Origin of the sequence: Metabacillus lacus, from assembly GCF_009674805.1 — a bacterium.
Classification (GTDB): Bacteria; Bacillota; Bacilli; order Bacillales; family Bacillaceae; genus Metabacillus_C; species Metabacillus_C lacus.
In genome coordinates this window covers 1-23,512 of record NZ_WKKI01000003.1, presented here as the reverse complement: position 1 = coordinate 23,512, position 23,512 = coordinate 1, and the positions used below count along the sequence as shown (strand labels likewise).

The window sequence follows — 23,512 nt, the reverse complement described above, 5'->3', positions numbered from 1 at the left end:
AGGAAAAGCATGCTTCATAGGAAGGGAGATCATCATGGAAAAGTTAAAAATCGCCGGTGGATATCCTTTAAATGGATCTGTCAGCATCAGCGGAGCAAAGAACAGTGCAGTGGCACTGATTCCGGCAACTATCCTGGCGGAGTCCACAGTAACAATAGAGGGGCTTCCGGATATATCTGATGTGCACATTCTAAAGGACCTTCTTGAAGAAATCGGCGGCAAAGCTGAGTTTTCTGAAGGAGAAATGGTAGTAGATCCTTCACAAATGATTTCAATGCCCCTGCCGAATGGAAAAGTAAAAAAACTTCGTGCTTCCTATTATTTGATGGGTGCGATGCTTGGCCGGTTTAAAAAAGCGGTAATAGGCCTGCCTGGGGGTTGTTTCCTCGGTCCAAGGCCCATTGATCAGCATATCAAGGGATTTGAAGCGCTTGGTGCGCAGGTAACGAATGAACAGGGAGCGATCTACTTAAGAGCTGATGAGCTGAAGGGTGCAAGAATTTACTTGGATGTTGTCAGTGTAGGAGCAACCATTAATATTATGCTGGCTGCGGTTCTTGCCAAAGGCCGGACAATTATAGAAAATGCTGCAAAAGAGCCTGAAATTATCGACGTGGCAACATTATTGAGCAGCATGGGAGCAAGAATCAAAGGAGCAGGAACCGATGTGATCAGGATTGAAGGCGTCGAAAGGCTTCATGGCTGCAAACATCAAATCATTCCTGACCGGATAGAGGCAGGCACTTATTTGACAATCGGCGCTTCCATGGGAAAAGAAGTGGTGATTGACAATGTCATTCCGCTGCATCTGGAATCGCTGATTGCCAAGCTCAGGGAAATGGGCTTGCACATTGAAACGAGTCCTGATCAGATTCTTGTGGTCGGAGGGCAGAAAAAGCTGAAAGCAGTCGATGTGAAAACCTTGGTGTACCCTGGTTTTCCAACCGATTTGCAGCAGCCGCTCACATCGCTGTTAACGCTGGCGGAGGGGACCAGTGTGGTCACCGATACCATTTACTCAGCCCGCTTTAAGCATATTGATGAGCTGAGAAGAATGGGCGCCGAGATTAAAGTAGAAGGGCGCTCCGCTATCATAACCGGGACAAACAGGCTTCAAGGAGCGAAGGTGAAGGCAAGTGACCTTCGTGCCGGTGCAGCACTGGTGACTGCAGGTCTAATGGCTGAAGGCATCACAGAGGTAACAGGCCTTGAACATATTGACCGGGGCTACAGCAATCTGGAAGAAAAACTGACAGGGCTTGGAGCGACAATTTGGCGCGAAAAGCTCACAGAACAGGAAATTGAACAGCTGCAAAACTCTTAGGAGAGCAGTGAAGGCAAAACACATTGTGGGGTAAATGTAGAATAGAGCAGCCAGGGGATCAAAGGGGAGGAATACAGTATGGAGAGAAGCTTGTCAATGGAACTGGTACGTGTAACCGAGGGTGCAGCGCTGGCGTCTGCCAGATGGATGGGGCGCGGCAAGAAGGATGAAGCTGACGATGCAGCCACTTCGGCAATGAGAGATGTGTTTGACACTGTCCCGATGAAAGGGACAGTGGTCATCGGCGAAGGGGAAATGGACGAAGCGCCGATGCTCTACATAGGGGAAAAGCTGGGCACAGGCTACGGACAGCGAGTCGATGTGGCAGTTGATCCGCTTGAAGGAACGAACATTGTGGCATCCGGAGGCTGGAATGCACTTGCCGTGCTTGCTATTGCAGATCATGGGAACATGCTTCATGCGCCTGACATGTACATGGACAAAATTGCCGTAGGGCCGCAGGCAGTCGGCTGCATTGATATTAACGCGCCGATCATTGATAATCTTCGCGCAGTTGCAAAGGCGAAAAACAAAGATATAGAAGATCTTGTTGCCACAGTTCTGTACAGGGAGCGCCATGAACAGATTATCAGCGAGCTGAGGGAGGCGGGAGCCCGGATCAAGCTGATCAATGACGGAGATGTAGCGGGCGCCATTAATACGGCTTTCGAACATACCGGCGTCGATATTCTGTTTGGCTCCGGCGGTGCGCCTGAGGGCGTTCTCGCTGCTGCAGCGCTGAAATGCCTTGGCGGGGAAATACAGGGCAAGCTGCTTCCGCAAAACGACCAGGAGCTGCTCCGCTGTGAAACAATGGGACTTGATTGCAGCAGAATTCTCCGAATGGAGGATCTGGTTAAGGGCGATGATGCAATTTTTGCAGCTACAGGTGTGACAGACGGGGAATTGCTGAAGGGGGTCCAATTCAAAGGCTCTATCGGGACAACCCACTCTGTTGTTATGCGTGCAAAATCCGGCACTGTCAGATTTATAGAAGGAACGCACAGCCTGAAAAAGAAGCCGAATCTCGTCATCAAATAAACTAAAGTTAATCTGCGGCCGCCATCTACTGTGCGGCCGTTATAAGTCTGATCCGTTTCATAATTGTTTCAAATACGTTACGAGCCTCAAAAGATATTGATTATATTTGTGAAATAAGGTAAAACTAAAGAGTGCTCCTATTGAAAGAAAATTCTTCAACTGCTTCGAGCTCACCTTCTATTCCTTCTTTATCCATAAATTCCTTGCATATTCTATACAAAGTACATATGGGTGGAAGAAAATGACTATTTTTCTTGCGTTTATTTTTGTTTTTTACTAATTAAAGTGTGGTGTTTACATGAGTGAAGTATCAATATCAACTCTTGAACATATGAAGTTAAAAGAGTTGTACGAGCTGGCACGCCAGTACAAAGTATCCTATTACAGCAAACTGACTAAAAAAGAACTGATATTTGCTATTTTAAAAGCGAATGCAGAACAGGAAGACCTTCTTTTCATGGAAGGAGTTTTAGAGATTATTCAGTCCGAGGGCTTCGGCTTCCTGCGCCCAATCAATTATTCTCCAAGTTCTGAAGATATCTATATTTCTGCATCACAGATCCGCCGCTTTGACTTAAGAAACGGCGATAAGGTATCGGGGAAGGTAAGACCGCCTAAAGAAAACGAACGTTATTACGGGCTTTTGCACGTGGAAGCGGTTAACGGTGATGACCCTGAATCTGCCAAGGAACGTGTTCACTTTCCGGCATTAACTGCGCTCTATCCTGACAGACAGATTATGCTTGAAACAGAACAACATAAGCTTTCCACAAGAATTATGGACTTGATTTCTCCTGTAGGCTTTGGGCAGCGCGGACTGATTGTAGCTCCTCCAAAAGCAGGGAAAACAATGCTGCTAAAGGAAATTGCAAACAGCATTACAACCAACAATCCTGAAGCAGAACTAATTGTCCTGCTGATTGATGAGCGTCCTGAGGAAGTAACAGACATTGAGCGTTCCGTTGCAGGAGATGTAGTCAGCTCAACGTTTGATGAAGTTCCGGAAAATCATATTAAAGTGGCCGAGCTTGTTCTTGAAAGAGCTATGAGGCTTGTTGAGCATAAAAAAGACGTAATCATCCTGATGGACAGCATTACACGCCTGGCACGGGCTTATAACCTTGTGATTCCGCCAAGCGGACGGACTCTTTCCGGGGGGATTGACCCAGCCGCATTTCACAGGCCAAAACGCTTCTTCGGTGCTGCAAGGAACATTGAAGAGGGCGGCAGCCTGACCATCCTGGCAACAGCATTGATTGACACGGGATCCCGCATGGATGATGTCATTTATGAAGAGTTCAAAGGGACAGGCAACATGGAGCTTCACCTTGACCGTGCGCTTGCTGAGAGACGCATTTTCCCTGCGATTGATATCCGCCGTTCCGGAACACGTAAGGAAGAGCTTCTGCTTTCAAAAGAGCAGCTTGAAAAGCTGTGGACGATCCGCAAAACCATGTCAGAATCTCATGATTTTGCCGAGAAGTTCCTGAAAAAGCTGAGGCAGTCCAAGTCGAACGAAGACTTCTTTGCCATGCTGGATGCAGAGTGGAAAGCAGCCGGAGCTAACGGAGCACCAAAGCGGTTATAATTGAAATTCAATTCTTGCATTTGGTCCCGTTACTTGTTATAATTTTTTTATGTGCTTTTCAGGGAGGTTGTTCATCCCTGGGAAAATTAACTCTGTTTCAGCAAATGACTCAGGGCAGAAGGAGATGAAAAGAATGAAAACTGGAATTCATCCAAACTACAAAACAGTTAATGTTAAGTGTGCTTGCGGAAACGAATTTGAAAGTGGTTCTGTAAAAGACGAGGTGCGCGTAGAGGTTTGCTCCGAGTGCCATCCATTTTACACTGGACGCCAAAAGTTCGCTGAAGCTGGTGGACGTGTAGATAAATTCAACAAAAAATACGGCATGAAATAATATAGTGTTTCAAAAACAGGCAAGAAACTGTTCTTGCCTGTTTTTTTTGCAATTTGTTATGAAATAACCAATGGTTCAGTATCCGCCGGCGATTACTAACGAGTAAAAAAGCAATGGGATTACATCATAATCATTGTTGACTTATACACCGTTTTTGAAGTGATTGATGCGGTCAATCGACTCTGAACGATGAAGGGAGAGGCCGTTTGCATGTACGTTATGAAACATAGTGGCTGGCTGGAAGTAATATGTGGAAGTATGTTCTCAGGTAAATCAGAAGAGCTGATTCGCAGAGTACGCAGAGCTCAGTTCGCCAAACAAGAGGTTACAGTATTCAAACCGGCAATTGACAATCGATACAGCGAGGAAGCAGTGGTTTCCCATAATGGCACAGCCATTATCTGCAAACCTGTATCTGCATCCAGATCTATCCTAGAGCATGTGAATGAAGAAACAGATGTCGTTGCAATCGATGAAGTTCAATTTTTTGACGAGAACATCACTGAAGTCGCAACCCTGCTTGCAGACAGAGGCCACCGCGTCATCGTGGCAGGGCTGGACCAGGACTTCCGCGGTGAGCCTTTCGGGGTGGTCCCGCATCTGATGGCTGTTGCGGAATCAGTCACAAAGCTTCAGGCTGTCTGCTCAGTATGCGGATCGCCTGCGAGCCGGACACAAAGATTAATAGACGGAAAGCCGGCATCCTACCATGACCCGATCATTCTCGTCGGCGCGTCTGAATCCTACGAACCGCGCTGCCGCCACCATCATGAGCTGCCAGGCAAACCGAGCTCTCTGTAACAAGCTTGAGAAAAATAGATAAACAGTATTGCATCTAGCAGGTCTGATTCACATACGAATCAGACCTGTTTTTTTGTTATGTCCGACTAGGAAACCATATAAGTGTATGATCAAATTTATTTCCTGATTCTGCCACGTGTGTTAAGATTGAAAATAATGGATATTTTATTGAGATCAGTTTGCTTAGAAAGGAATTGAAAACGGAGGGAGGGAAGCAATGTGGAAGTGGTGTTAGGTTTTATAATGTTACTTATAACGCTTTTTATTCGCTATATCCCAACTTTTATAGCTTTTAAAAAAAACAAACATAATAAATTTATTGTTCTTATCGTTAATATCCTCTTAGGATGGAATATTCTTGGATGGCTTGCTGCTTTATATTTGGCACTTAAAAAGGATAAACGAAATATGTTAGCAGAAAATAAATATAACGCGTAATACATATGAGAATCTATGAAGAAAAAACCGGAGCCATTTTGGTTCGGTTTTTTTACGTTTTAGATCATGTTTCACTGAAGGAGGGGATGAAACTCCTTTTGTGCGAAGAATAAACGGAATTATTCCGCTTATGTGGATAATAGCACCAAAAAAGCCCTTATAGGCGGAGAAATTCCGGGTATAGACTCAAAAACGCTTGAAAAAAGGGCTTTATATTAGAATAACCGGAAATCCTCCTCTTAAGTTGCCGAAAAAGTGCTGGATTTTTCATTTAAAGGAAAAATGTCCGCTTATTTTTTTCACCGGTTACTGATGAACCGACAATACCTCAATTAAAGCTTGCCCCCGCTGAAATAAGCTAAAACAAAAACCCCGGCGAACACCGCCGGGGCACCAATCAGAAGCTGAACAGCATGCTGATGAAATTTTTCTTCTTTTTAGGAGGCTTAACTGCATCGAATTGAAGAACGTTATGATCCTTTTCAAGGCCTTTTCCTGAATCGTGCGCAGCTTCCAGCTGGTCGAGCCTGTGGTTCAGTGAAATGACGAGGTGATGAAGCTCCTCCATTTCCTGCCTGTGCTGAAGCAGCTGATAGGAGACAACAGAGTCAGCCTTTTGATCTAGGCGCAATTCAAGTGCACTCACTTTTGCAGCAAGAGCTTCTACAGATTTGTCACTGCTGCTGGGAACGGCCTGTACAATCGCTTTTCTGGGCTTCTTTTTGGCAACGCTGATATCCTGAAGCAAAATTCCATTGTGAAGCTGCTCCTGAATGCCCTTCAGCATCTCTATGTCCTCATTCGTAAATAGGTAGTGTCCAAGTTCATTCCGTTCCATTTGAAGGTCCAGCTGCTTAACCCAGCGCTGTACCGTTTTCGGCGAGACTCCAAGTAACTTAGCTACTGCAGTGGTATTCATAAAGATCCCCTCCCTTATTTAAAAAAGAAATTCTCTTTTTTTCCGCCGTCTCCTGTATGGGTGACAAAACTAGTTTATATTCGCCAAAGAAAGTGGTTTAGAGCCTTTTTTTATGGGGGGCTGTCGATTTATCCCTCATAAAGCTCCAAAGGAAGCCCGTCCGGATCTTTGAAAAAAGTGAACCTTTTTCCAGTGAGATCATCAATCCTGACCGGCTCGGCTGGTATGCCCTTTTCCTTCAATCGTTCGATTTCCTTTTGCAGATTCTCTACCCTGAATGCCAGGTGCCTTAAACCTGCCGCCTCTGGATTTGTAGCCCTTTCAGGCGGATTCGGAAAAGAAAACAGCTCGATTTGGTAAACTCCTCCGACTGCCAGGTCCAGTTTATAAGAGTCCCGTTCTTGTCTGTACGTTTCTTTCACAACCTCCAAACCCAAAATGTCTGTGTAAAACACTTTTGAAACTTCATAATTTGAACAAATAACGGCAACGTGATGAATGCCTGAAATATTCATAATCCTCGCCACTCCCTCATCTATTTGCTTTTGACGGTTAGTGTAACCTATACTATAATTATAACGTTATGGACAGAAACAGAGGTGAAGAACGTGCTAGATCGTTTACAGGCCATTGAGGACCGTTATAATAAGCTGAATCAGCTGCTGATGGATCCCGATATTATTAGTGATACGAATAAATTGCGCGATTACTCCAAAGAACAGTCAGATATTCAGGAGACTGTAGAAGTATACCGCGAATATAAAACGGTAAAGGAACAACTTTCTGATGCCAAGGATATGCTGGATGATAAATTAGATTCTGATATGCGCGACATGGTGAAGGAAGAGCTTTCCGAGCTTCAAGATCAGGAAGCGGCCCTTTCCGAGCGCTTAAAATTATTGCTCGTTCCAAAAGATCCGAATGATAATAAAAACGTAATTATGGAAATCCGCGGTGCTGCAGGCGGAGATGAAGCCGCGCTGTTTGCTGGAAATCTTTACAGAATGTACAGCAGATTTGCAGAGGCTCAAGGCTGGAAAACGGAAGTGATGGAAGCCAACTCTACAGGTGTAGGCGGTTATAAAGAAATCATTTTCATGATTAACGGCAAAGGCGCTTATTCCAAAATGAAATTTGAAAACGGTGCACACCGTGTTCAGCGTGTACCGGAAACAGAATCAGGCGGCCGTATACATACGTCGACCGCTACTGTCGTGTGCCTTCCTGAAGCGGAAGAAGTGGAAGTGGAAATTCATGATAAAGATATCCGCGTTGACACATTTGCTTCCAGCGGACCTGGCGGACAGAGTGTAAATACCACAATGTCAGCAGTTCGTTTAACGCATCTGCCGACAGGAACTGTTGTATCCTGCCAGGATGAAAAATCCCAGATCAAAAATAAAGAAAAAGCGATGAAAGTGCTTCGTGCCCGCGTTTACGATAAGTTTCAGCGCGAGGCTCAGGCAGAGTATGACCAAAACCGCAAACTTGCTGTGGGTACCGGGGACCGCTCTGAGCGGATTCGCACGTACAATTTCCCGCAAAACCGCGTAACTGATCATAGAATCGGGCTGACAATCCAGAAGCTTGACCAAATTCTTGAAGGAAAGCTTGATGATGTGATTGATGCACTGATTGTTGAGGATCAATCCAGCAGGCTGGAACAGGCTGAGGCATAAGATGAAAATATACGAAGCCCTGAAATGGGCTTCTTCTCTTTTAGAGGAAGCTCAACGTGACCAGAATGCAGGTGAACTCCTGCTTCGCCATCATGCGAATATGAGCCGGACAAAACTGCTGGCGGATTTGCGGAGCGATCTGGATGAATCTGTTCTGCAAGCTTTTCAAAAGGATGTCAAAGAGCATATCAGCGGAGTGCCGGTACAGCATCTGACAGGCTATGAAGAGTTTTACGGAAGAACATTCCTAGTGAACAAGGAAGTGCTGATACCAAGGCCTGAGACAGAAGAATTGATTGTGGGAATTCTTGAGAGGGCAGCTGCTCTTTTTTCAGAAAAACCCGTCTCTGCAGCCGATATTGGCACGGGAAGCGGAGCAATTGCCATCACGCTGATGTTAGAGAAGAAGAACTGGAAAGTCAGCGCTGTGGATATCGCGGAATCATCTCTGAAAGTAGCGGAGGAAAATGCCGAAAAGCTGGGAGCAACAGTCAACTTTATGCATGGAGATTTGCTGGAGCCGCTTAAGGAAGCGGGCACCACTGTGAACATCATTGTGTCCAACCCTCCCTATATTCCAGATGAAGAAGTGGACACGCTGTCTCCAACTGTCAAAGACCACGAACCCCGCCGTGCACTTGCGGGAGGCAGGGACGGGCTTGATTTTTACAGAAGGCTCGCCAAAGACATTCCATTCGTGCTCGCAGAAGGGCCCTTTCTTATCGGTTTTGAAATAGGCGCCGGGCAGGGAGAAGCTGTCAAAGCAATCATGGAGCAGGCGTTTCCAGGTAAAACAGTGGAAGTTGTGTTTGATATCAACGGGAAAGACAGATTTGTTTATACAACAAGCAGATAAAGCTGGCCGGAGGGCCGGCTTTTTGTGTGCAGACTTTTAGCGGGTGAGAGTGAAAGTAACTTTTATAACCCTGATGTAAAAGCAAGAATCCAAATTCCATACACACAAAGTATTCCGGAGATACTCACCAACGATATTGTTCTCAGGGCGCCTTTGTTACTGAGTAAGGCTGTTATGAATGAAACGATAACTCCAGTGAGAAGGATTCCTGTTCCTGCATCTCCTCTTAATGTTCCAGCACCGATCACTAAAAGGAGCAGAGTGATAATCAAAGAAGTGAATGAAATCAAAGATAGATAATTTTTCATTATAATCCTCCCTTCCTATTTATCTTAACATTTACTCCCAGTGTTTTATGATGACAAGAGAATAAAAGTTTGCTAGATTTTTCAAAATAGCCGTTTAGAAATTTTTATCCCTGTCCATACTTTCTACTACGAGGGGATGGTGGAGAAAATGAAAAAACAACAAAAATTGATTATCATATATTTATTCGTATTATTGGCAGGTGCATTACTGAGTTTATATAAAGAGCCTTTAACAGCAGGAGCAAATCAGGAGCCGATTGTTATTCCAGAGGAAGCAATCCGCTTGAGAATTCTGGCGAACAGCGACGCCGAACAAGATCAGTCTCTAAAAAGAATAATAAGAGATGAAGTAAACAAAGAGATTACTGTATGGGTAGAAGAATTAACAAGTGTGGAAGAAGCGAGAGAGCTGATCCAAAGCAGGCTTCCGAAGATAGAAGAAATTGTGGAAAGAATTCTAGCCGAGAAAAACAGTGTTCAAAGCTATTCTGTAGATTTTGGAAACGTTTCTTTTCCAACAAAGCTGTACGGAAACTTTATTTATCCGGCAGGAGATTACGAAGCCATACTGATTACTCTTGGCAAGGGCCAAGGTGCAAACTGGTGGTGTGTATTGTTCCCGCCGCTGTGCTTTCTTGACTTCTCAAACAGCGAGGCTGTCCAGGCTTCAGCGCAGGAAGAGAGCAGCGGAAGCAGCAGTGCATCCGCGCTTGTGATTGATGATGAAGAGGAAGAAGTGGAAGTAAAGTTCTTTTTGGTAGAATGGTTTGAAGATCTTTTCTCGTAAAATCTCTAGCAAAAAGTCATAAAAGTAGACGCCCTTCATAGATTGTTAGTAACAACAATCAAACGGGGTGAGAGTATGTACTATCAATTAAAGGCAGCGGAAGAAAAAGATTGCGGAAGGCTGATCGACTTTATTAACAAAGCGGGCGTAAGCTCTGAAGGAGTAGAGAAGTCTCCGGATCAGTTTATTATTCTGGAAAACGGGAATCATAATATTGTAGCTTGTCTCGGTATCGAAATCATAGAGGGAGACGGACTTCTGAGAACGCTGGTTGTTTCCCAGCATATGGATCAGGCCTACATACTGTCTCTCTTTCAAAATATACTGGTTCTTTGCAAGCAAAAGGAAGTTCGGAATTTGTATCTGATTACCAACAAAGCGGCGGCTGTCGATCTTCTGTATATGCTGGGTTTCAGCACTGTATCAACAAAGAATCTGCCGTCACATATGCTTCAAGTGAAACATGTAAGTAAATCAACAGAAGTGGCTGGTTCAATTGTCATGAAAAAAGAAGTGAAAGAAAATTATCAACAAAGTTATTAACAGAAAATAAAGCTTTATCCACAATTTGTGGATAAAGCTTGTTTTCTTTATGTTCATCTTTTATACTTTCATGAGGTATTGAGATAAAATCAACAAAAACAACGAGAAACGAAGGAGCCGTTTTTCATGAAAACTAAATTTTGGACTGTGGATAGAAATGCAGAGTTATCCACTAGTTATCCCCAAATCACACAGGCAGCTGAATTGCTTGCAAAAAATGAAGTGGTGGCCTTTCCTACCGAGACTGTGTACGGCCTTGGCGCCAATGCATTTTCAGATAAGGCTGTTCAAAAAATATACGAAGCAAAGGGCAGGCCTGGGGATAATCCCCTCATTGTCCACATATCGGATCACAGCCAGCTGAATGAGCTGGTTACAGATATTCCTCCATATGCAGAGGAACTGATGAAAGCCTTCTGGCCGGGTCCATTAACGCTGATTCTGCCTAAAAAAGAGGGATTGTCGCGTTATGTGACGGCAGGGCTCGATACGGTGGCGGTCCGTATGCCGAAGCATCCGCTGGCACTTGCAATTATAAAAAGTGCGGGTCTTCCAATCGCAGCCCCAAGCGCAAATTTATCCGGCAAGCCAAGTCCCACACTGGCCAGCCATGTCGCAGAAGACCTCGACGGCCGGATCGCAGGAATTGTGGATGGGGGACCGACAGGAGTGGGAGTGGAGTCCACTGTGCTGGACTGCACCCAGGAGAAGCCGGTTATTTTAAGGCCGGGCGGAGTGACAAAAGAGCAGCTGGAAACAGTGGCAGGCTCTGTGGAGGTAGATCAGTCATTAATAGAAGAAGGCCACGCGCCGAAATCTCCGGGCATGAAATACACCCATTATGCGCCGGCCTCCCCGCTGACGGTCGTCTACGGATCGCCGGCCTTTCTCCAAATCCTTGTTGAGCAAAAACAGCTGGAAGGAAGCAGAGTCGGTGTACTATCTGCGAAAGAAACGGCCTTGAGCTACAAAGCTGATCAAGTCATCACCTGCGGGCAAAGGGAAGATCTTGAAAGCGTCGCGGCCAGCCTGTATGATGCGCTGAGAAAATTTGATAACAAAGAAGTAGATATCATCTACAGCGAAGCATTCCCGCAAGAAGGTGTCGGCCAGGCAATCATGAACCGCCTGCTAAAAGCGGCGGGGCACTCGACTGTAAGCGAAAGCGGTAATAACGGAAAATGAATATTGGTTGGAAAAGGCGGTTTCGTTTAGGCGGAGCTGCCTTTTTTGTGCGGGGGGAATGGAGTGTAATCGCGAGGGGACGCACCTCATCTGAACAAACAGATGAGAATAGGCGTATAACCGGAATTCCTCCGCTTATGTTGCCCATCACCCAGTGGAGAGGGAGGATCGTAATGGAATAGGCGTAGAGGTTCCTCTTATCTGGAAAAAGCAGCGAAAATCGGCTGAAATAGGAGTAGGAATTCCGTCTAATTGGGTAGCAGTGCTGAAAATGAGCCCTTTTTATCCTCATAACCGGAAAAGCTTCCCTTATATTGGCCGAAATCAGCCTCATTTTTCATTTAACCGGAATATCTCCGTTTATGTTGCCCATCACCCAGTGGACAGGGGAGGATCGTAATGGAATAGGTGTAGAGATTCCCTTTATCTGGAAAAATCAGCGAAAATCGGCTGAAATAGAAGTAGCAATTCCGTCTAATTGGGTAGCAGTGCTGAAAATGAGCCCTTTTTATCCTCATAACCGGAAAAGCTTCCCTTATATTGCCTGAAATTAGCCTCATTTTTCACTTAACCGGAATATCTCTGTTTATGTTTTCAGCCCCAGAAGGAGGAAGCCGTTTCCCTTGAATGATAGGCTGTTTTTCTTAATTAGAAGGATGAAATTTTTGCTCACAGGGATATTGTCACATATCTATTTACATATTATCGTTTTCCTTTGACAGCAACTAGTAATATAGATATATATTTTAATGCTTTATATGATTAAACTCCCCGAATAAACGGTTGAGAAAAATAGCAAGTTCAGACTATGGTAAATATTCTGAAAAATTATACAATTAAACCTATGTACAGGTAGGATTATTTTATATTTAGGAGGAGTTTTTTTGAAAAAGAAGAACGTGTTAAGGGTTACTTTAGCTAGTGCCATTGCCCTATCCGGATTTGCGCCTGCAGCTCTGGCGCATGATGCGTTGGACTTGGAAGGAGGACAAAAAGGGTATCGTGAAGTATTTTCACAAGAAGAATTAGAAGCTTTAAAAATAGGGTACAAATTCTCTGGTGATAAAAATGTAAAAAACCTTACCGAGGTTGCTTCCATCCAAATTAAGCCTGGTGAAGATGGAAGACAGAAAAATATGGCTGATGTTTATGCCCATAAAGGCTTTGCCTATACAGGAACCCATACGGCCGGGGGCGGAACTGGTGGAGTCCGTGTATTTGATTTAAAAAATCCTGCTAATCCTAAAGAGGTAGCAACATTTGCAACGGACATTCCTAATACCTGGCAGGAAAAGGTGATTGTAAAAACGGTTAATACCCCAAGTTTTAAAGGGGACTTAGCGGTTGTAAGTGTTCAGCAGCTGAGCAGAAACAGTGCATCTCAGCCTAATAGTTTTGGCGGAGTGCTGCTTTATGATGTCTCTGATCCATATAACCCCAAAAAGCTAGGGTTCTATAAATTCTCTGATAGAAGAATTACGGGAACACATGAATTATATCTGGTTCAGCAAGGGAACCGCTTATTGCTATTAAATTCAAGCCCTTATGCAGATTACTATACTGGCGGAAAAGAGAAGGATTTCCAGATCATTGATGTCACGAATCCAGCTAATCCACAAAAGCTATGGGATTTTGACCCAAGGATTCTTCCTGAAGTACCAGCAAACTTTAATGGATACCATTGGAATGCCCCAGACGGGAAGCAAAGGCCGGTATTCAACCACAGCGTTATCACGGATAATAATGGACAATATGCTTACGTTTCCATGTGGGATTTAGGAACTGTCATTTTTGATATTAGAAATCCGGAAAATCCCGTGCTTGTTGGCAGAACAGAATATGCTCCAAACCAAAAAGGCTCAGCGCACTCTGCCGCTCTTGCGAAAGGCGGGAACATCTTAATTGAAACACGAGAAGTATCTAACCCTGTTGGTGCTGGATATGAAAGTGCATACGGTTATACACGTATTTTTGATATTTCCGATAAGTCTAACCCAAAATTGTTAAGCAACTTTGTCACCGACTTAACATTTGATATCCCTCCAACTTCAACTGGAAGGACAACATTTGCAAAAACAGTTCATGACCCTAAAGTTCAAGGAAACACTCTGTACCTGTCTTATTACTCTGGCGGTGTCCTATCGGTCGATATTACGGATCCTGCCAACCCGGTAGAAATCGGCCGCTATACTCCAGACGGCGCTGATGTATGGGGAGTCTTCTTAGACCGTAACTATGTCCTCGCTTCTGACATGGGCCAAGGTCTAAAAGTGCTATTGAAAAACAATAGTGGCGGAAACAGCACAAGAAACTTGGAAGTAAAATAACATTATTATATTTAAAAACAGGTGTGCCGTGGCCGCCTGTTTTTTTTGGAATGCGCCCGACCTGTTCATTAACTTGGCGGTGCAAGTCTGCTAACCCAACCCTGTCTGCCCAATTTTTGGTCTACTGTAGGAGGTATCTCAAAGTTTTTATAAATCCTCTTTCCGATGATCGAACTGATAACAATTTCACCACCCCTTCTCCTTTAGATGGGAACAGCATATTTCGGTGTGAGGAAAATTCCTTTCAAGTTTCTGGTCCCAATCCTCAGTTTCTAGGTCTTCAATCTTAGCCTCGATTTTAATTTAAACGGAATACCTCCGTTTATTTATCCAGCACCCCATTTGAGAGAGGATAATCATATTTGAATAGGCGTAGAGATTCCGCTTATCTGGAAAAAGCAGCGAAAATCGGCTGAAATAGAAGTAAGAATTCCGTCTAATTGGGTAGCAGTACTGAAAATGAGCACTTTTTATCCTCATAACCGGAAAAGCTTCCCTTATATTGCCTGAAATTAGCCTCATTTTTGACTTAACCGGAATTCCTCCGTTTATGTTGCCCATCACCCAGTGGAGAGGGAGGATCGTAATGGAATAGGCGTAAAGATTCCGCTTATCTGGAAAAAACAGCGAAAATCGGCTGAAATAGGAGTAGGAATTCCGTCTAATTGGGTAGCAGTGCTGAAAATGAGCCCTTTTTATCCTCATAACCGGAAAAGCTTCCCTTATATTGCCTGAAATTAGCCTCATTTTTTACTTAACCGGAATATCTCCGCTTATTTTTCCAGAAAAGTCTTTCTTGGGCCCGATGAAGGACAATTCTGAGTCGAAAAGCACCGCAAATGTCCTTCATAAGGCCGATGAAGGACAAAACTGAGAGGAAAAGCATCGGAAATGTCCTTCATAAGGCCGATGAAGGACAAAACTGAGTGGAAAAGCACCGCAAATGTCCTTCATAAGGCCGATGAAGGACAAAACTGAGTGGAAAAGCACCGCAAATGTCCTTCATAAGGGCGATGAAGGACAAAAGTGAGAGGAAAAGCATCGGAAATGTCCTTCATAAGGCCGATGAAGGACAAAACTGAGTGGAAAAGCATCGGAAATGTCCTTCATAAGGCCGATGAAGGACAAAACCGAGTGGAAAAGCACCGGAAATGTCCTTCATAAGGCCGATGAAGGACAAATCCGAATGAAAAGCATCAAAAATGTCCTTCATCAGCGGGATGAAGGACATCTTTGAGTAGAAAAAACTTCATAACAGCATATTGAAAACAGGAAAACCTCAGTCCTTATTTTCCATCATCCTTTTGATATCTCTCTCCCCAAACCAACCTAAAACTTAAAAAACACTTTCCCCAGCAAATGATCGAGGGGGACAGGGCCAATGACCCTGCTGTCGATGCTATGGTTTCTGTTATCGCCCATGATAAAGACGTGTCCTTCAGGGACGGTGACAGCTTCAAATGGGACATTCATTGCTTCCTTTATATAGTCCTCGTGCAGCAATTCTCCATTTCGGTATACTTCGTGGTTTTTGCTTCCAATTGTATCTCCCGGCCTTCCGATGACCCGCTTGATCCAAAAGTGTTCTTGGTCTTCTTTTGTCATCCAGTTAATCAGCGGACTCTCACGCAGGGAATGTCCGAGGTTTCTTTCCTGTCCGAGGCGGCTGTCGACAATGACCATATCTCCATATTGCGGTGTTTTTTCAAAAAGGTAGGCACTTTTATAGACGAAAACTCTGTCTCCGGCTGTCCCGGGGATAGCAGGATCGCTCCCTTGAAATGTGGGTTCCATGGAGCTTCCGCTGACTGTAAAAGGCTGAACCAGGAAGATGCTGATCAATAGAGCCAGCGTAAAGCCAATTAACAGTGTTTTTCCCCAGCTGAGTGCTTCTTTTAAGAAGGTTTGTGTGGTCATAATATTTTTCGTATTCCTTTCTGCTTCCGATTAGTAAAAGATACATTCATTATAGTTTGGAAAATAGCGGAAGGCTATTATTATTTAAGGTTTGATAGGATCATCTCTCCTGGCATGTGACGGGTTCTATTCAAGTGTGGTCAGGCATATCTTGAACTAGGCGTGTCCGAGGAGGTAGAAAATGAACATAGAAAATATTCTTGGAGAACTGTTTACATTGTTGATGATGGCGTTCGCACTAGGAATGGATGCCTTCTCAGTCGGAATGGGCATGGGATTGATCAAGCTGAGGCTTCGGCAGATTTTCTACATAGGACTAACAATCGGCGCTTTTCATATCGGGATGCCGCTGATGGGTATACTGATTGGAAGGGTGCTGTCCGATACATTTGGCACAATTGCCACCGTAATTGGGGGTGTGCTGCTTGTTTTGCTTGGCCTTCAAATGATTCTTTCCTCATTTAAAAAAGAGGAAGGACCGGCGCTTTCTCCGGTTGGCTTTGGCCTCATAGTCTTTGCGCTCAGCGTCAGCCTCGACAGCTTTTCAGTAGGCCTCAGCCTCGGCATTTACGGAGCGAGAACGCTGCTCACGATTTTGATTTTCGGTGTGGTCAGCATGGTGCTCACCTGGATGGGGCTGCTGATTGGAAATCGTGTTCAGGGCTGGCTCGGCATGTACAGCGAAGTGCTTGGAGGCAGTATTCTGCTCGCCTTTGGACTGAAACTGATTCTGCCCTTTTAACCGCATATACAGCACAATGTATAGGAAACAAACTCTTTCCCTATTGATTCAGTCAATAGGGAAATTTTTTTGAAGGTGCCTGACTATATTCTCCTGAAATCTTGCATTATAATGGTAATGAATAGGGAAAGGTATTGAACGTTTAAAAAGGAGTGAAGGCATAGTGGAACAAGTTCTGTTCGTTTGTACAGGAAATACTTGCAGAAGCCCAATGGCAGAGGCCATCTTTAACCAGAAAAAATCTTCGGAATTCTTGCAGGCGCGTTCGGCAGGTGTATATGCAAACGATGGCAGTGCTGCTTCTCTCCATGCGCAAAGCGCTCTCAAGGAAAGAGAAATAGATATTCAGCACGCATCATCCCTGCTATCAAGAGAGCAAATAGACTGGGCTACGCTGATTCTCACCATGACAGGAAGCCATAAACAGCTGGTCCTGGAGCGCTTTCCTGACGCTGCGGATAAATTATACACGCTGAACGAGTTTGTACATGGGCCGGCGGGATTCAGGGATGTAGCTGACCCGTTTGGCGGTTCGATAGAAGATTATCGTTATACAAGAGATGAGCTGGAAACACTGATAGAAAACTTGCTGAAAAAGCTGCATGCAAACTAATAACAGGAGCTGATAGAGATGAAAGTGGCAATTGCATCAGATCACGGAGGAATCAATATTCGCGAAGAAATTAAGAATTTGCTGGACGAGCTTGGGATTGAGTATGAGGATTTTGGCTGCGAGTGCGGCAATTCTGTAGATTATCCTGATTATGCACTGCCAGTTGCAAAAAAAGTGGCTGGCGGCGAAGTTGACCGCGGTATTCTCATCTGCGGCACTGGAATTGGCATGAGCATTTCCGCGAATAAGGTAAAAGGCATCCGCTGCGCGCTTGTTCACGATGTATTCAGCGCAAAAGAAACCAGAAAGCATAATGACTCCAATGTTCTTGCAATGGGTGAACGCGTCATCGGTCCGGGGCTGGCCCGGGAAATCGCTGAAACCTGGCTGACTACAGAATTTGAAGGAGGCAGGCATGCCACAAGGCTGAAAAAAATGCATGAAATAGAGGAAAGCAATGGCTGATCCCAACATTCAGCATATCTCTAAGGAGCTTGGGACCATTCTGGGTGATTTTGAAAAGCAGGCTGACATTCGCAGCGGGCAGATGCTCGTAGTCGGCTGCAGCACAAGTGAGGTAGCCGGGCAAGTCATTGGAACCTCAGGCACGCTGGATATAGCGGAAGCAATTTACCAAGAACTTCTTCAATTTCAGCAAAAGCATGATGTGGAGCTGGCTTTTCAATGCTGCGAGCACTTGAACAGGGCGCTCGTCGTAGAATCAGAAACAGCGGATAAACGCGGACTTGAACACGTTTCTGTCATTCCTGTCCGCCAGGCCGGCGGTTCCATGGCAACCATGGCTTACAGCAGAATGAAAAACCCGGCAGTCGTTGAACATATCAGCGCAGATTATGGAATTGATATTGGAGATACCTTTATCGGCATGCATTTAAAGCATGTTGCCGTACCGGTAAGAGCGTCTCTTTCTTCCATCGGAAATGCCCATGTGACCCTTGCCAAAACCAGGCCGAAGCTGATCGGCGGAAGCCGGGCTGTGTATGAAGACAATTCTGAAAATAGAGCATGCACATAACTGTCCCCAGCATGGGACAGTTATTTTTTTTCTTTTCCCATAGGCGCTGAAAATGTGTACAATATAGGAGTGAAAGAGAACTCAAAAAAGTTGATAGTGGCTGAAGGGGGACAAAAAAATGAAGCATTTACCAAATCAGGATGAACGTGTCTTTTCTGCAATTCAGGATGAACTGAAACGCCAGCAAACAAAGATTGAATTGATTGCATCTGAAAACTTTGTCAGTGAGGCAGTCATGGAAGCGCAAGGCTCTGTGCTGACCAATAAATATGCTGAAGGATATCCGGGCCGCAGATATTATGGCGGGTGTGAGCATGTGGATGTAGTGGAAGATATCGCAAGAGACCGAGCCAAGGAAATCTTTGGAGCTGAGCATGCCAACGTGCAGCCGCACTCCGGAGCACAGGCAAACATGGCTGTATATTTTACGATTCTTGAGCAGGGCGACACCGTGCTTGGTATGAATTTGTCCCATGGCGGACATTTGACTCACGGAAGCTCCGTAAACTTCAGTGGAATTCAGTACAACTTTGTTGAATACGGAGTCGACGCTGAAAACCATATAATCAACTATGATGATGTTCTTGAAAAAGCGCGTGAACACAAACCGAAACTAATTGTAGCGGGAGCCAGTGCGTATCCCCGTGAAATTGATTTTAAGAGATTCAGAGAAATTGCCGATGAAGTTGGGGCTTACTTTATGGTGGACATGGCGCATATTGCCGGCCTCGTGGCAGCAGGACTGCATTCAAACCCTGTTCCTTATGCAGACTTTGTTACAACAACCACGCACAAAACACTTCGCGGGCCTCGCGGCGGAATGATTTTGTGCAAAGAAGAGTTTGCCAAGAAAATCGATAAAGCCATTTTCCCCGGCATTCAGGGCGGGCCGCTTATGCATGTGATTGCAGCTAAAGCTGTAGCATTTGGCGAAGCTCTACAGGATGATTTTAAACAATATGCCCAAAATATTATAAGCAATGCCAAACGCCTGGCTGAAGCACTTTCAAATGAAGGGCTGACGCTTGTATCGGGCGGCACGGACAACCATCTGATTCTAATTGACACCCGCAGCTTGGAGCTGACAGGTAAAATTGCTGAAAAGGTGCTTGATGATATCGGCATTACCGTGAATAAAAACACTATTCCTTTTGATCCTGAAAGTCCATTTGTGACGAGCGGCATCCGTATTGGTACGGCTGCAGTGACAAGCCGCGGCTTTGCCGAGAAAGAAATGGATGAAATCGCATCTATCATGGCTTTCGCTTTGAAAAACCATGATAATGAAGAAAAGCTGAAGGAAGCTGCAGACAGAGTAGAAAAGCTGACTGCCGGTTTTGAGCTTTATAAAGAACTGAATTCATAATCTGCTGCGCCTCCTTTTCGGGGGCGTTTTTTGAAGGGGAAAGGGGAAAGAAGATGCTCCAGGAAATCAACGGATGGCTGGAAGTGGCAGCAAAAGTGGCGGTGGTATCTGTACTCATTTTCTCATCAATCAGCCTGATTGCTGTGTTTCAAGCAGATTATATACCAGAGGTGATGCAGCCGCGGGCTCTTTCATTAAGCATAGTTGCAGGACTTTCTGCGGTCGCTGCTGCAATTCTGTTCAAAATCCGGTAAACTTCCCGGCTGATACTCGATAATTGTCGAGTTTTCACATATAAAATCATATTTTGGAGAAGTCAGACCTCTTAAAGAGGTATTTAGCCTTGAAACAGGGTTGTTTTTTCTGTAGAATCTATTGAAGTGTGATAAAAAGGAGATGAGCTTCTTTGGGAAAAGTGTATGTATTTGATCACCCATTAATTCAGCACAAGCTTACATATATTCGTGACAAAAATACCGGTACAAAAGAATTTCGGGAACTTGTTGACGAAGTGGCTTCTTTAATGGCTTTTGAAATAACGCGCGATCTGCCTCTTCAAGAGGTTCAGATTGAAACACCGGTATGCCCGGCGACTGCGAAAGCACTAGCAGGCAAAAAGCTTGGAATCGTTCCGATCCTGCGTGCAGGACTTGGCATGGTAGACGGCATTTTAAAACTGATTCCAGCTGCAAAGGTCGGCCATGTCGGCTTGTACCGCGATCCAGAAACATTAAAGCCTGTAGAGTATTATGTAAAATTGCCATCTGATGTTGAAGAGCGTGATTTTATTGTAGTTGATCCGATGCTTGCAACTGGCGGTTCCGCAGTGGAAGCCATCAACAGCATAAAAAAGCGCGGCGCTGTAAGCATCAAATTCATGTGCCTGATTGCTGCTCCTGAAGGGGTAGAAGAAATCAAAACAGCTCATCCTGACGTAGATATTTATATTGCAGCACTCGATGAAAAGCTGAACGAAAAAGGCTACATCATCCCAGGATTGGGAGATGCCGGCGACCGTATGTTTGGCACGAAATAAGCAGGACAAGCCTTCTGCCGGCCAGGGCAGAAGGCACTTTTTTGAAAAATGACATGTAGAAAGGATCATACCACTATTGAAAACACTTCGCATTCTGCTAGTACTCTCATTTCTAATGCTCCTTTTTCCTGAAGCAAATGCTATGACACCAGCCCAGCGAGAAGCAACTCTTCAAGGCGATATACTAAAGAAAAAGACCCTCCAATATCAGCAGCTCATCATTCAAGGCGACATTCATCTCTTACACTCTCAATATGACGATTTTACAAAAACGATTAGACAAACAGAATTAAAGATTGGCAGAGTAGCAGGCCCGGATAATCGTAAAAAGCTGAATGAAACTTTCGTAAAACCTGCCAAAATTGAAAAAGAGCGGGTGATTTATGAAATTTCCCAGTACCGGCTGCTGAATAAGATCGAGGGAATTATACATGAAGGCAGACTGGCCTCCGCAGCTGCAGAGCTTCCGGTTATGGGGCGGCTTGAAAAAAGAGCAATTGCCATAAAAGAAGCGGGGAGCTACAAAGCCATTCCTGCCAAAATAAACGTATTTTTGAAAAACAGGCATGCTGACGTTAAGAATCTATACAGCAATCAGCTTCATGCGACAGATCCAAACAAGCCGGAGAATGTTTTTCCAAAACTAGTTGACTTGAAGAACAGCTGGCCAAAATTAACAGAGCAGCAAAAAAAGAACCTCATTCAGAAAGATGGCTGGAATCTGGCTGCTGATGCAAAGTATATCGGCTATCTTCCAATGCATCTCGGTTTTCTCTATCATCAAACCAATGATGAAGCATACCGCACAATTGTGAAAGAAATAATTCCTCTATATCAAAAATATTATATGACTGATCAAAAGCTGCAGGCACCTATTTCAAGAGATCTGGGCTGGTGGTACCGTGATCAGTTCGCCAGAGATAATAGATTAATCTATGAAGCTTATAAATATACAAATTTGCCTGAACTGCTGTCACTCGTTGACCAGCAGGCTGATCTCTGGATTAATAGTGTTCCAAGATTCAGCAATCAGGGTTATAAAGTATATCCGTATGGTATTTCAAATGCCGGTAATTTGATAGGCTCTGCTGAAATCAATCCCAACCAGAATATTCAGGTTGCATCCCTGTTTTCTCATTTATATTGGGAGCCTGCTTCCAAGTTTTATAAAAATCCGCTGATAAAAGAAATTGTCATGCATGAAACAGAAGCGGTACTAACACTGCAGAAGAAAAATGGCTCACTGCCTGTCCGCCAGGAACTGCCGCTCGTTGAAGATACCAACTATGGCGGTTACTCAGCCAATATGCTCTACCATCTTGCCCAGGTGTGGGGCAGTAAAAGCTGGATGAAGGCGACCAACGACATCGGACATTGGCTGTTCAGGGAGTATTCAAAAGAGCGCCCATGGAATACGCCGGAAGATTTTCCGAACTTCAGAGTGGCCCGCTATGAAAATTTCAATTTGATTGCCAGAGTTCTGCCTTTTTACTCTGCCGGTATTAGTGATGCAGCGGTAAAGGACTGGCTGCGCTATGCGGAAGAAAGATTTCCCCGTGACGGCAAATACATGCTTGAAAGATGGTACTCCTATCAATCTGTTCCAAGAACTATGTTAAATGATAGGCTGATCGTGCAAAATCAGCTGCCGCCGCAGTTGTATGCGGAAAATCTTTCTGGCGGAAAAGTCTCTATCCGGGCAATCGGCGAAAGTCTACATGCAGTATCTATTAACATTCATAAACTTGATGACAATGTACCGCCAGTTGAGCTTTATTCCATGAAAGATCAATCAAGAACAATTCTGCTTGGAAAAGGACAGTACAGCGTTGTGATTAAAGCTGTAGAAGCCAACGGCAAAATAACTGAAACAGAAGTAAGCCTGCCCGTGCAAAATGACGGACATGTTATAATAGAAACGATGATGTTTGATCAGTATAACCGCTTCCACCAAAAGCTGTAGATCAGCACACTGCTGGATAAGGAGGATTATATGAAAATCATTAAATTTCTAACAGTCCTTACACTGATTCTGGCCATAGGCGGATATGCGCTGTATATGTTTGGAACAAACCTTGCCGCTGAAAAGATGACGGAAGCTGTTCCAATGGAAACAGGACAAACAGGCGCAATCAAAGATTATATAGAAAATGACCCACAGCTGAGCGCGTATCTTGCTGAGGCAAAAAACGCCGACAGGAGTCAGCTTCCCTTCTCATCAAAGGAAGAAGCAACGGGGCTGCTCATCCGCAAGCTCGGCCCCGCAAAGCTGATGGACATCCAAAACAGAGCGCAGCAGGGAACCCTCTCACAGCAGGAAATCGTGAGTACCCTGGAAAACAACTTAACTGAAGATGAACTGCTTGCACTAAAAGTAGTTGCATATAAAGAGCTCTACTCCTAGAGGAGAGAAGGAAAACGCCCAGGAATGTTACACTTCTGGGTGTTTTTTTGGTTTTTTGGAGGTGGGTGCTGGAGCAGCTGTGCGAAGATATGCAGACGTATTCCGGTTAAGCTCCCCCATTGGTTCGAGATAAGCGGAAGATTTCCGGTTGTATTCAAAATGGGGTTTTATATGGGACGAGATAAGCGGAAGAATCAAACATGACCTACTGGTCACCGCCAGGAATGAAAATTGGTTTGATTCTTGTGCCACAAAAGAATTATATTTG

The 23,512-nt window shown here is 44.6% G+C and carries 26 protein-coding genes; 21 read left to right on the top strand and 5 right to left on the bottom strand.

Annotated features, from left to right (window positions below):
- Window positions 1-34 precede the first annotated feature (34 nt).
- The 6 genes from GJU40_RS02800 (at window position 35) to GJU40_RS02775 (ending at window position 5,526) form a co-directional block, all read left to right on the top strand.
- The gene (locus GJU40_RS02800; RefSeq protein ID WP_154306231.1) at window positions 35-1,324 is read left to right on the top strand and encodes a UDP-N-acetylglucosamine 1-carboxyvinyltransferase; all 1,290 of its coding nucleotides are present in this window, start codon (window positions 35-37) and stop codon (window positions 1,322-1,324) included.
- Window positions 1,325-1,402: 78 nt separating this feature from the next.
- A complete protein-coding gene (gene glpX, locus GJU40_RS02795) occupies window positions 1,403-2,365 on the top strand; it encodes a class II fructose-bisphosphatase (protein ID WP_154306230.1) in 963 nt (320 codons plus the stop codon).
- 298 nt (window positions 2,366-2,663) lie between these two features.
- A complete protein-coding gene (gene rho, locus GJU40_RS02790; protein ID WP_154306229.1) occupies window positions 2,664-3,953 on the top strand; it encodes a transcription termination factor Rho in 1,290 nt (429 codons plus the stop codon).
- A gap of 133 nt (window positions 3,954-4,086) precedes the next feature.
- A complete protein-coding gene (rpmE, locus tag GJU40_RS02785) occupies window positions 4,087-4,287 on the top strand; it encodes a 50S ribosomal protein L31 (RefSeq protein WP_154306228.1) in 201 nt (66 codons plus the stop codon).
- 210 nt (window positions 4,288-4,497) lie between these two features.
- Window positions 4,498-5,088 carry a thymidine kinase gene (locus GJU40_RS02780; RefSeq protein ID WP_154306227.1) on the top strand — a complete coding sequence of 197 codons (591 nt, stop codon included), beginning with the start codon at window positions 4,498-4,500 and terminating at the stop codon, window positions 5,086-5,088.
- Between the two features lie 219 nt (window positions 5,089-5,307).
- Window positions 5,308-5,526 (top strand): superinfection immunity protein, encoded by a 219-nt coding sequence (locus GJU40_RS02775; protein WP_343031357.1) that lies wholly within the window; start codon window positions 5,308-5,310, stop codon window positions 5,524-5,526.
- A gap of 397 nt (window positions 5,527-5,923) precedes the next feature.
- Here the strand turns inward: GJU40_RS02775 and GJU40_RS02770 are convergent, their stop codons facing one another.
- Window positions 5,924-6,445 (bottom strand): MerR family transcriptional regulator, encoded by a 522-nt coding sequence (locus tag GJU40_RS02770; RefSeq protein ID WP_154306226.1) that lies wholly within the window; start codon window positions 6,443-6,445, stop codon window positions 5,924-5,926.
- Between the two features lie 128 nt (window positions 6,446-6,573).
- On the bottom strand, window positions 6,574-6,960 hold the full coding sequence (gene gloA2 / locus GJU40_RS02765) for an SMU1112c/YaeR family gloxylase I-like metalloprotein (protein WP_154306225.1): 387 nt from the start codon (window positions 6,958-6,960) through the stop codon (window positions 6,574-6,576).
- Between the two features lie 93 nt (window positions 6,961-7,053).
- On the opposite strand from gloA2, the gene prfA reads away from it, so the two are divergent.
- Both prfA and prmC read left to right on the top strand, forming a co-directional pair.
- Entirely contained in the window at window positions 7,054-8,124 is a 1,071-nt protein-coding gene (gene prfA / locus GJU40_RS02760; protein ID WP_343031355.1) for a peptide chain release factor 1, read from the top strand.
- A 1-nt stretch (window position 8,125) separates the two neighbouring features.
- A complete protein-coding gene (prmC, locus tag GJU40_RS02755; RefSeq protein ID WP_154306224.1) occupies window positions 8,126-8,980 on the top strand; it encodes a peptide chain release factor N(5)-glutamine methyltransferase in 855 nt (284 codons plus the stop codon).
- A gap of 62 nt (window positions 8,981-9,042) precedes the next feature.
- On the opposite strand, the gene GJU40_RS02750 is transcribed toward prmC, so the two are convergent.
- Window positions 9,043-9,288 carry a hypothetical protein gene (locus tag GJU40_RS02750; protein ID WP_154306223.1) on the bottom strand — a complete coding sequence of 82 codons (246 nt, stop codon included), beginning with the start codon at window positions 9,286-9,288 and terminating at the stop codon, window positions 9,043-9,045.
- 148 nt (window positions 9,289-9,436) lie between these two features.
- Between GJU40_RS02750 and spoIIR the strand changes: the two genes are divergently transcribed.
- The 4 genes from spoIIR (at window position 9,437) to GJU40_RS02725 (ending at window position 14,130) form a co-directional block, all read left to right on the top strand.
- Entirely contained in the window at window positions 9,437-10,075 is a 639-nt protein-coding gene (gene spoIIR, locus GJU40_RS02745) for a stage II sporulation protein R (protein WP_154306222.1), read from the top strand.
- Between the two features lie 75 nt (window positions 10,076-10,150).
- Window positions 10,151-10,618 carry a hypothetical protein gene (locus GJU40_RS02740; protein WP_154306221.1) on the top strand — a complete coding sequence of 156 codons (468 nt, stop codon included), beginning with the start codon at window positions 10,151-10,153 and terminating at the stop codon, window positions 10,616-10,618.
- 126 nt (window positions 10,619-10,744) lie between these two features.
- Window positions 10,745-11,803 (top strand): L-threonylcarbamoyladenylate synthase, encoded by a 1,059-nt coding sequence (locus GJU40_RS02735; RefSeq protein WP_154306220.1) that lies wholly within the window; start codon window positions 10,745-10,747, stop codon window positions 11,801-11,803.
- 884 nt (window positions 11,804-12,687) lie between these two features.
- Entirely contained in the window at window positions 12,688-14,130 is a 1,443-nt protein-coding gene (locus GJU40_RS02725) for an LVIVD repeat-containing protein (protein WP_154306218.1), read from the top strand.
- A gap of 1,329 nt (window positions 14,131-15,459) precedes the next feature.
- Here GJU40_RS02725 and lepB read toward each other — a convergent pair.
- A complete protein-coding gene (lepB, locus tag GJU40_RS02715; protein ID WP_154306216.1) occupies window positions 15,460-16,047 on the bottom strand; it encodes a signal peptidase I in 588 nt (195 codons plus the stop codon).
- A gap of 181 nt (window positions 16,048-16,228) precedes the next feature.
- Here lepB and GJU40_RS02710 point away from each other — a divergent pair, with 181 nt between their 5' ends.
- The 9 genes from GJU40_RS02710 (at window position 16,229) to GJU40_RS02670 (ending at window position 23,244) form a co-directional block, all read left to right on the top strand.
- The gene (locus tag GJU40_RS02710) at window positions 16,229-16,789 is read left to right on the top strand and encodes a manganese efflux pump MntP (protein WP_154306215.1); all 561 of its coding nucleotides are present in this window, start codon (window positions 16,229-16,231) and stop codon (window positions 16,787-16,789) included.
- A 160-nt stretch (window positions 16,790-16,949) separates the two neighbouring features.
- The gene (locus GJU40_RS02705; RefSeq protein WP_343031374.1) at window positions 16,950-17,402 is read left to right on the top strand and encodes a low molecular weight protein arginine phosphatase; all 453 of its coding nucleotides are present in this window, start codon (window positions 16,950-16,952) and stop codon (window positions 17,400-17,402) included.
- A gap of 18 nt (window positions 17,403-17,420) precedes the next feature.
- Window positions 17,421-17,867: a ribose 5-phosphate isomerase B gene (rpiB, locus tag GJU40_RS02700; protein WP_154306214.1), complete on the top strand. Its 447-nt coding sequence runs from the start codon at window positions 17,421-17,423 to the stop codon at window positions 17,865-17,867.
- Complete coding sequence (locus tag GJU40_RS02695) at window positions 17,860-18,438, top strand: TIGR01440 family protein (RefSeq protein WP_154306213.1); 579 nt, start codon at window positions 17,860-17,862, stop codon at window positions 18,436-18,438. The genes rpiB and GJU40_RS02695 overlap by 8 nt, the downstream gene beginning before the upstream one ends.
- Window positions 18,439-18,556: 118 nt before the next feature.
- Entirely contained in the window at window positions 18,557-19,804 is a 1,248-nt protein-coding gene (locus GJU40_RS02690; RefSeq protein ID WP_154306212.1) for a serine hydroxymethyltransferase, read from the top strand.
- A gap of 53 nt (window positions 19,805-19,857) precedes the next feature.
- Window positions 19,858-20,058 (top strand): hypothetical protein, encoded by a 201-nt coding sequence (locus tag GJU40_RS02685; protein WP_154306211.1) that lies wholly within the window; start codon window positions 19,858-19,860, stop codon window positions 20,056-20,058.
- Window positions 20,059-20,210: 152 nt separating this feature from the next.
- Window positions 20,211-20,840, top strand: a complete 630-nt coding sequence (gene upp, locus GJU40_RS02680; RefSeq protein WP_154306210.1) for a uracil phosphoribosyltransferase — start codon at window positions 20,211-20,213, stop codon at window positions 20,838-20,840.
- A gap of 76 nt (window positions 20,841-20,916) precedes the next feature.
- Window positions 20,917-22,803, top strand: coding sequence for a hypothetical protein (locus GJU40_RS02675; RefSeq protein ID WP_170289308.1), 1,887 nt, complete (start codon window positions 20,917-20,919; stop codon window positions 22,801-22,803).
- 30 nt (window positions 22,804-22,833) lie between these two features.
- On the top strand, window positions 22,834-23,244 hold the full coding sequence (locus tag GJU40_RS02670) for a hypothetical protein (RefSeq protein ID WP_154306208.1): 411 nt from the start codon (window positions 22,834-22,836) through the stop codon (window positions 23,242-23,244).
- Between the two features lie 27 nt (window positions 23,245-23,271).
- On the opposite strand, the gene GJU40_RS20810 is transcribed toward GJU40_RS02670, so the two are convergent.
- Window positions 23,272-23,512, bottom strand: a 241-nt coding sequence (locus tag GJU40_RS20810; RefSeq protein WP_212029782.1) for a hypothetical protein, incomplete at its 5' end; no start/stop codon positions are given.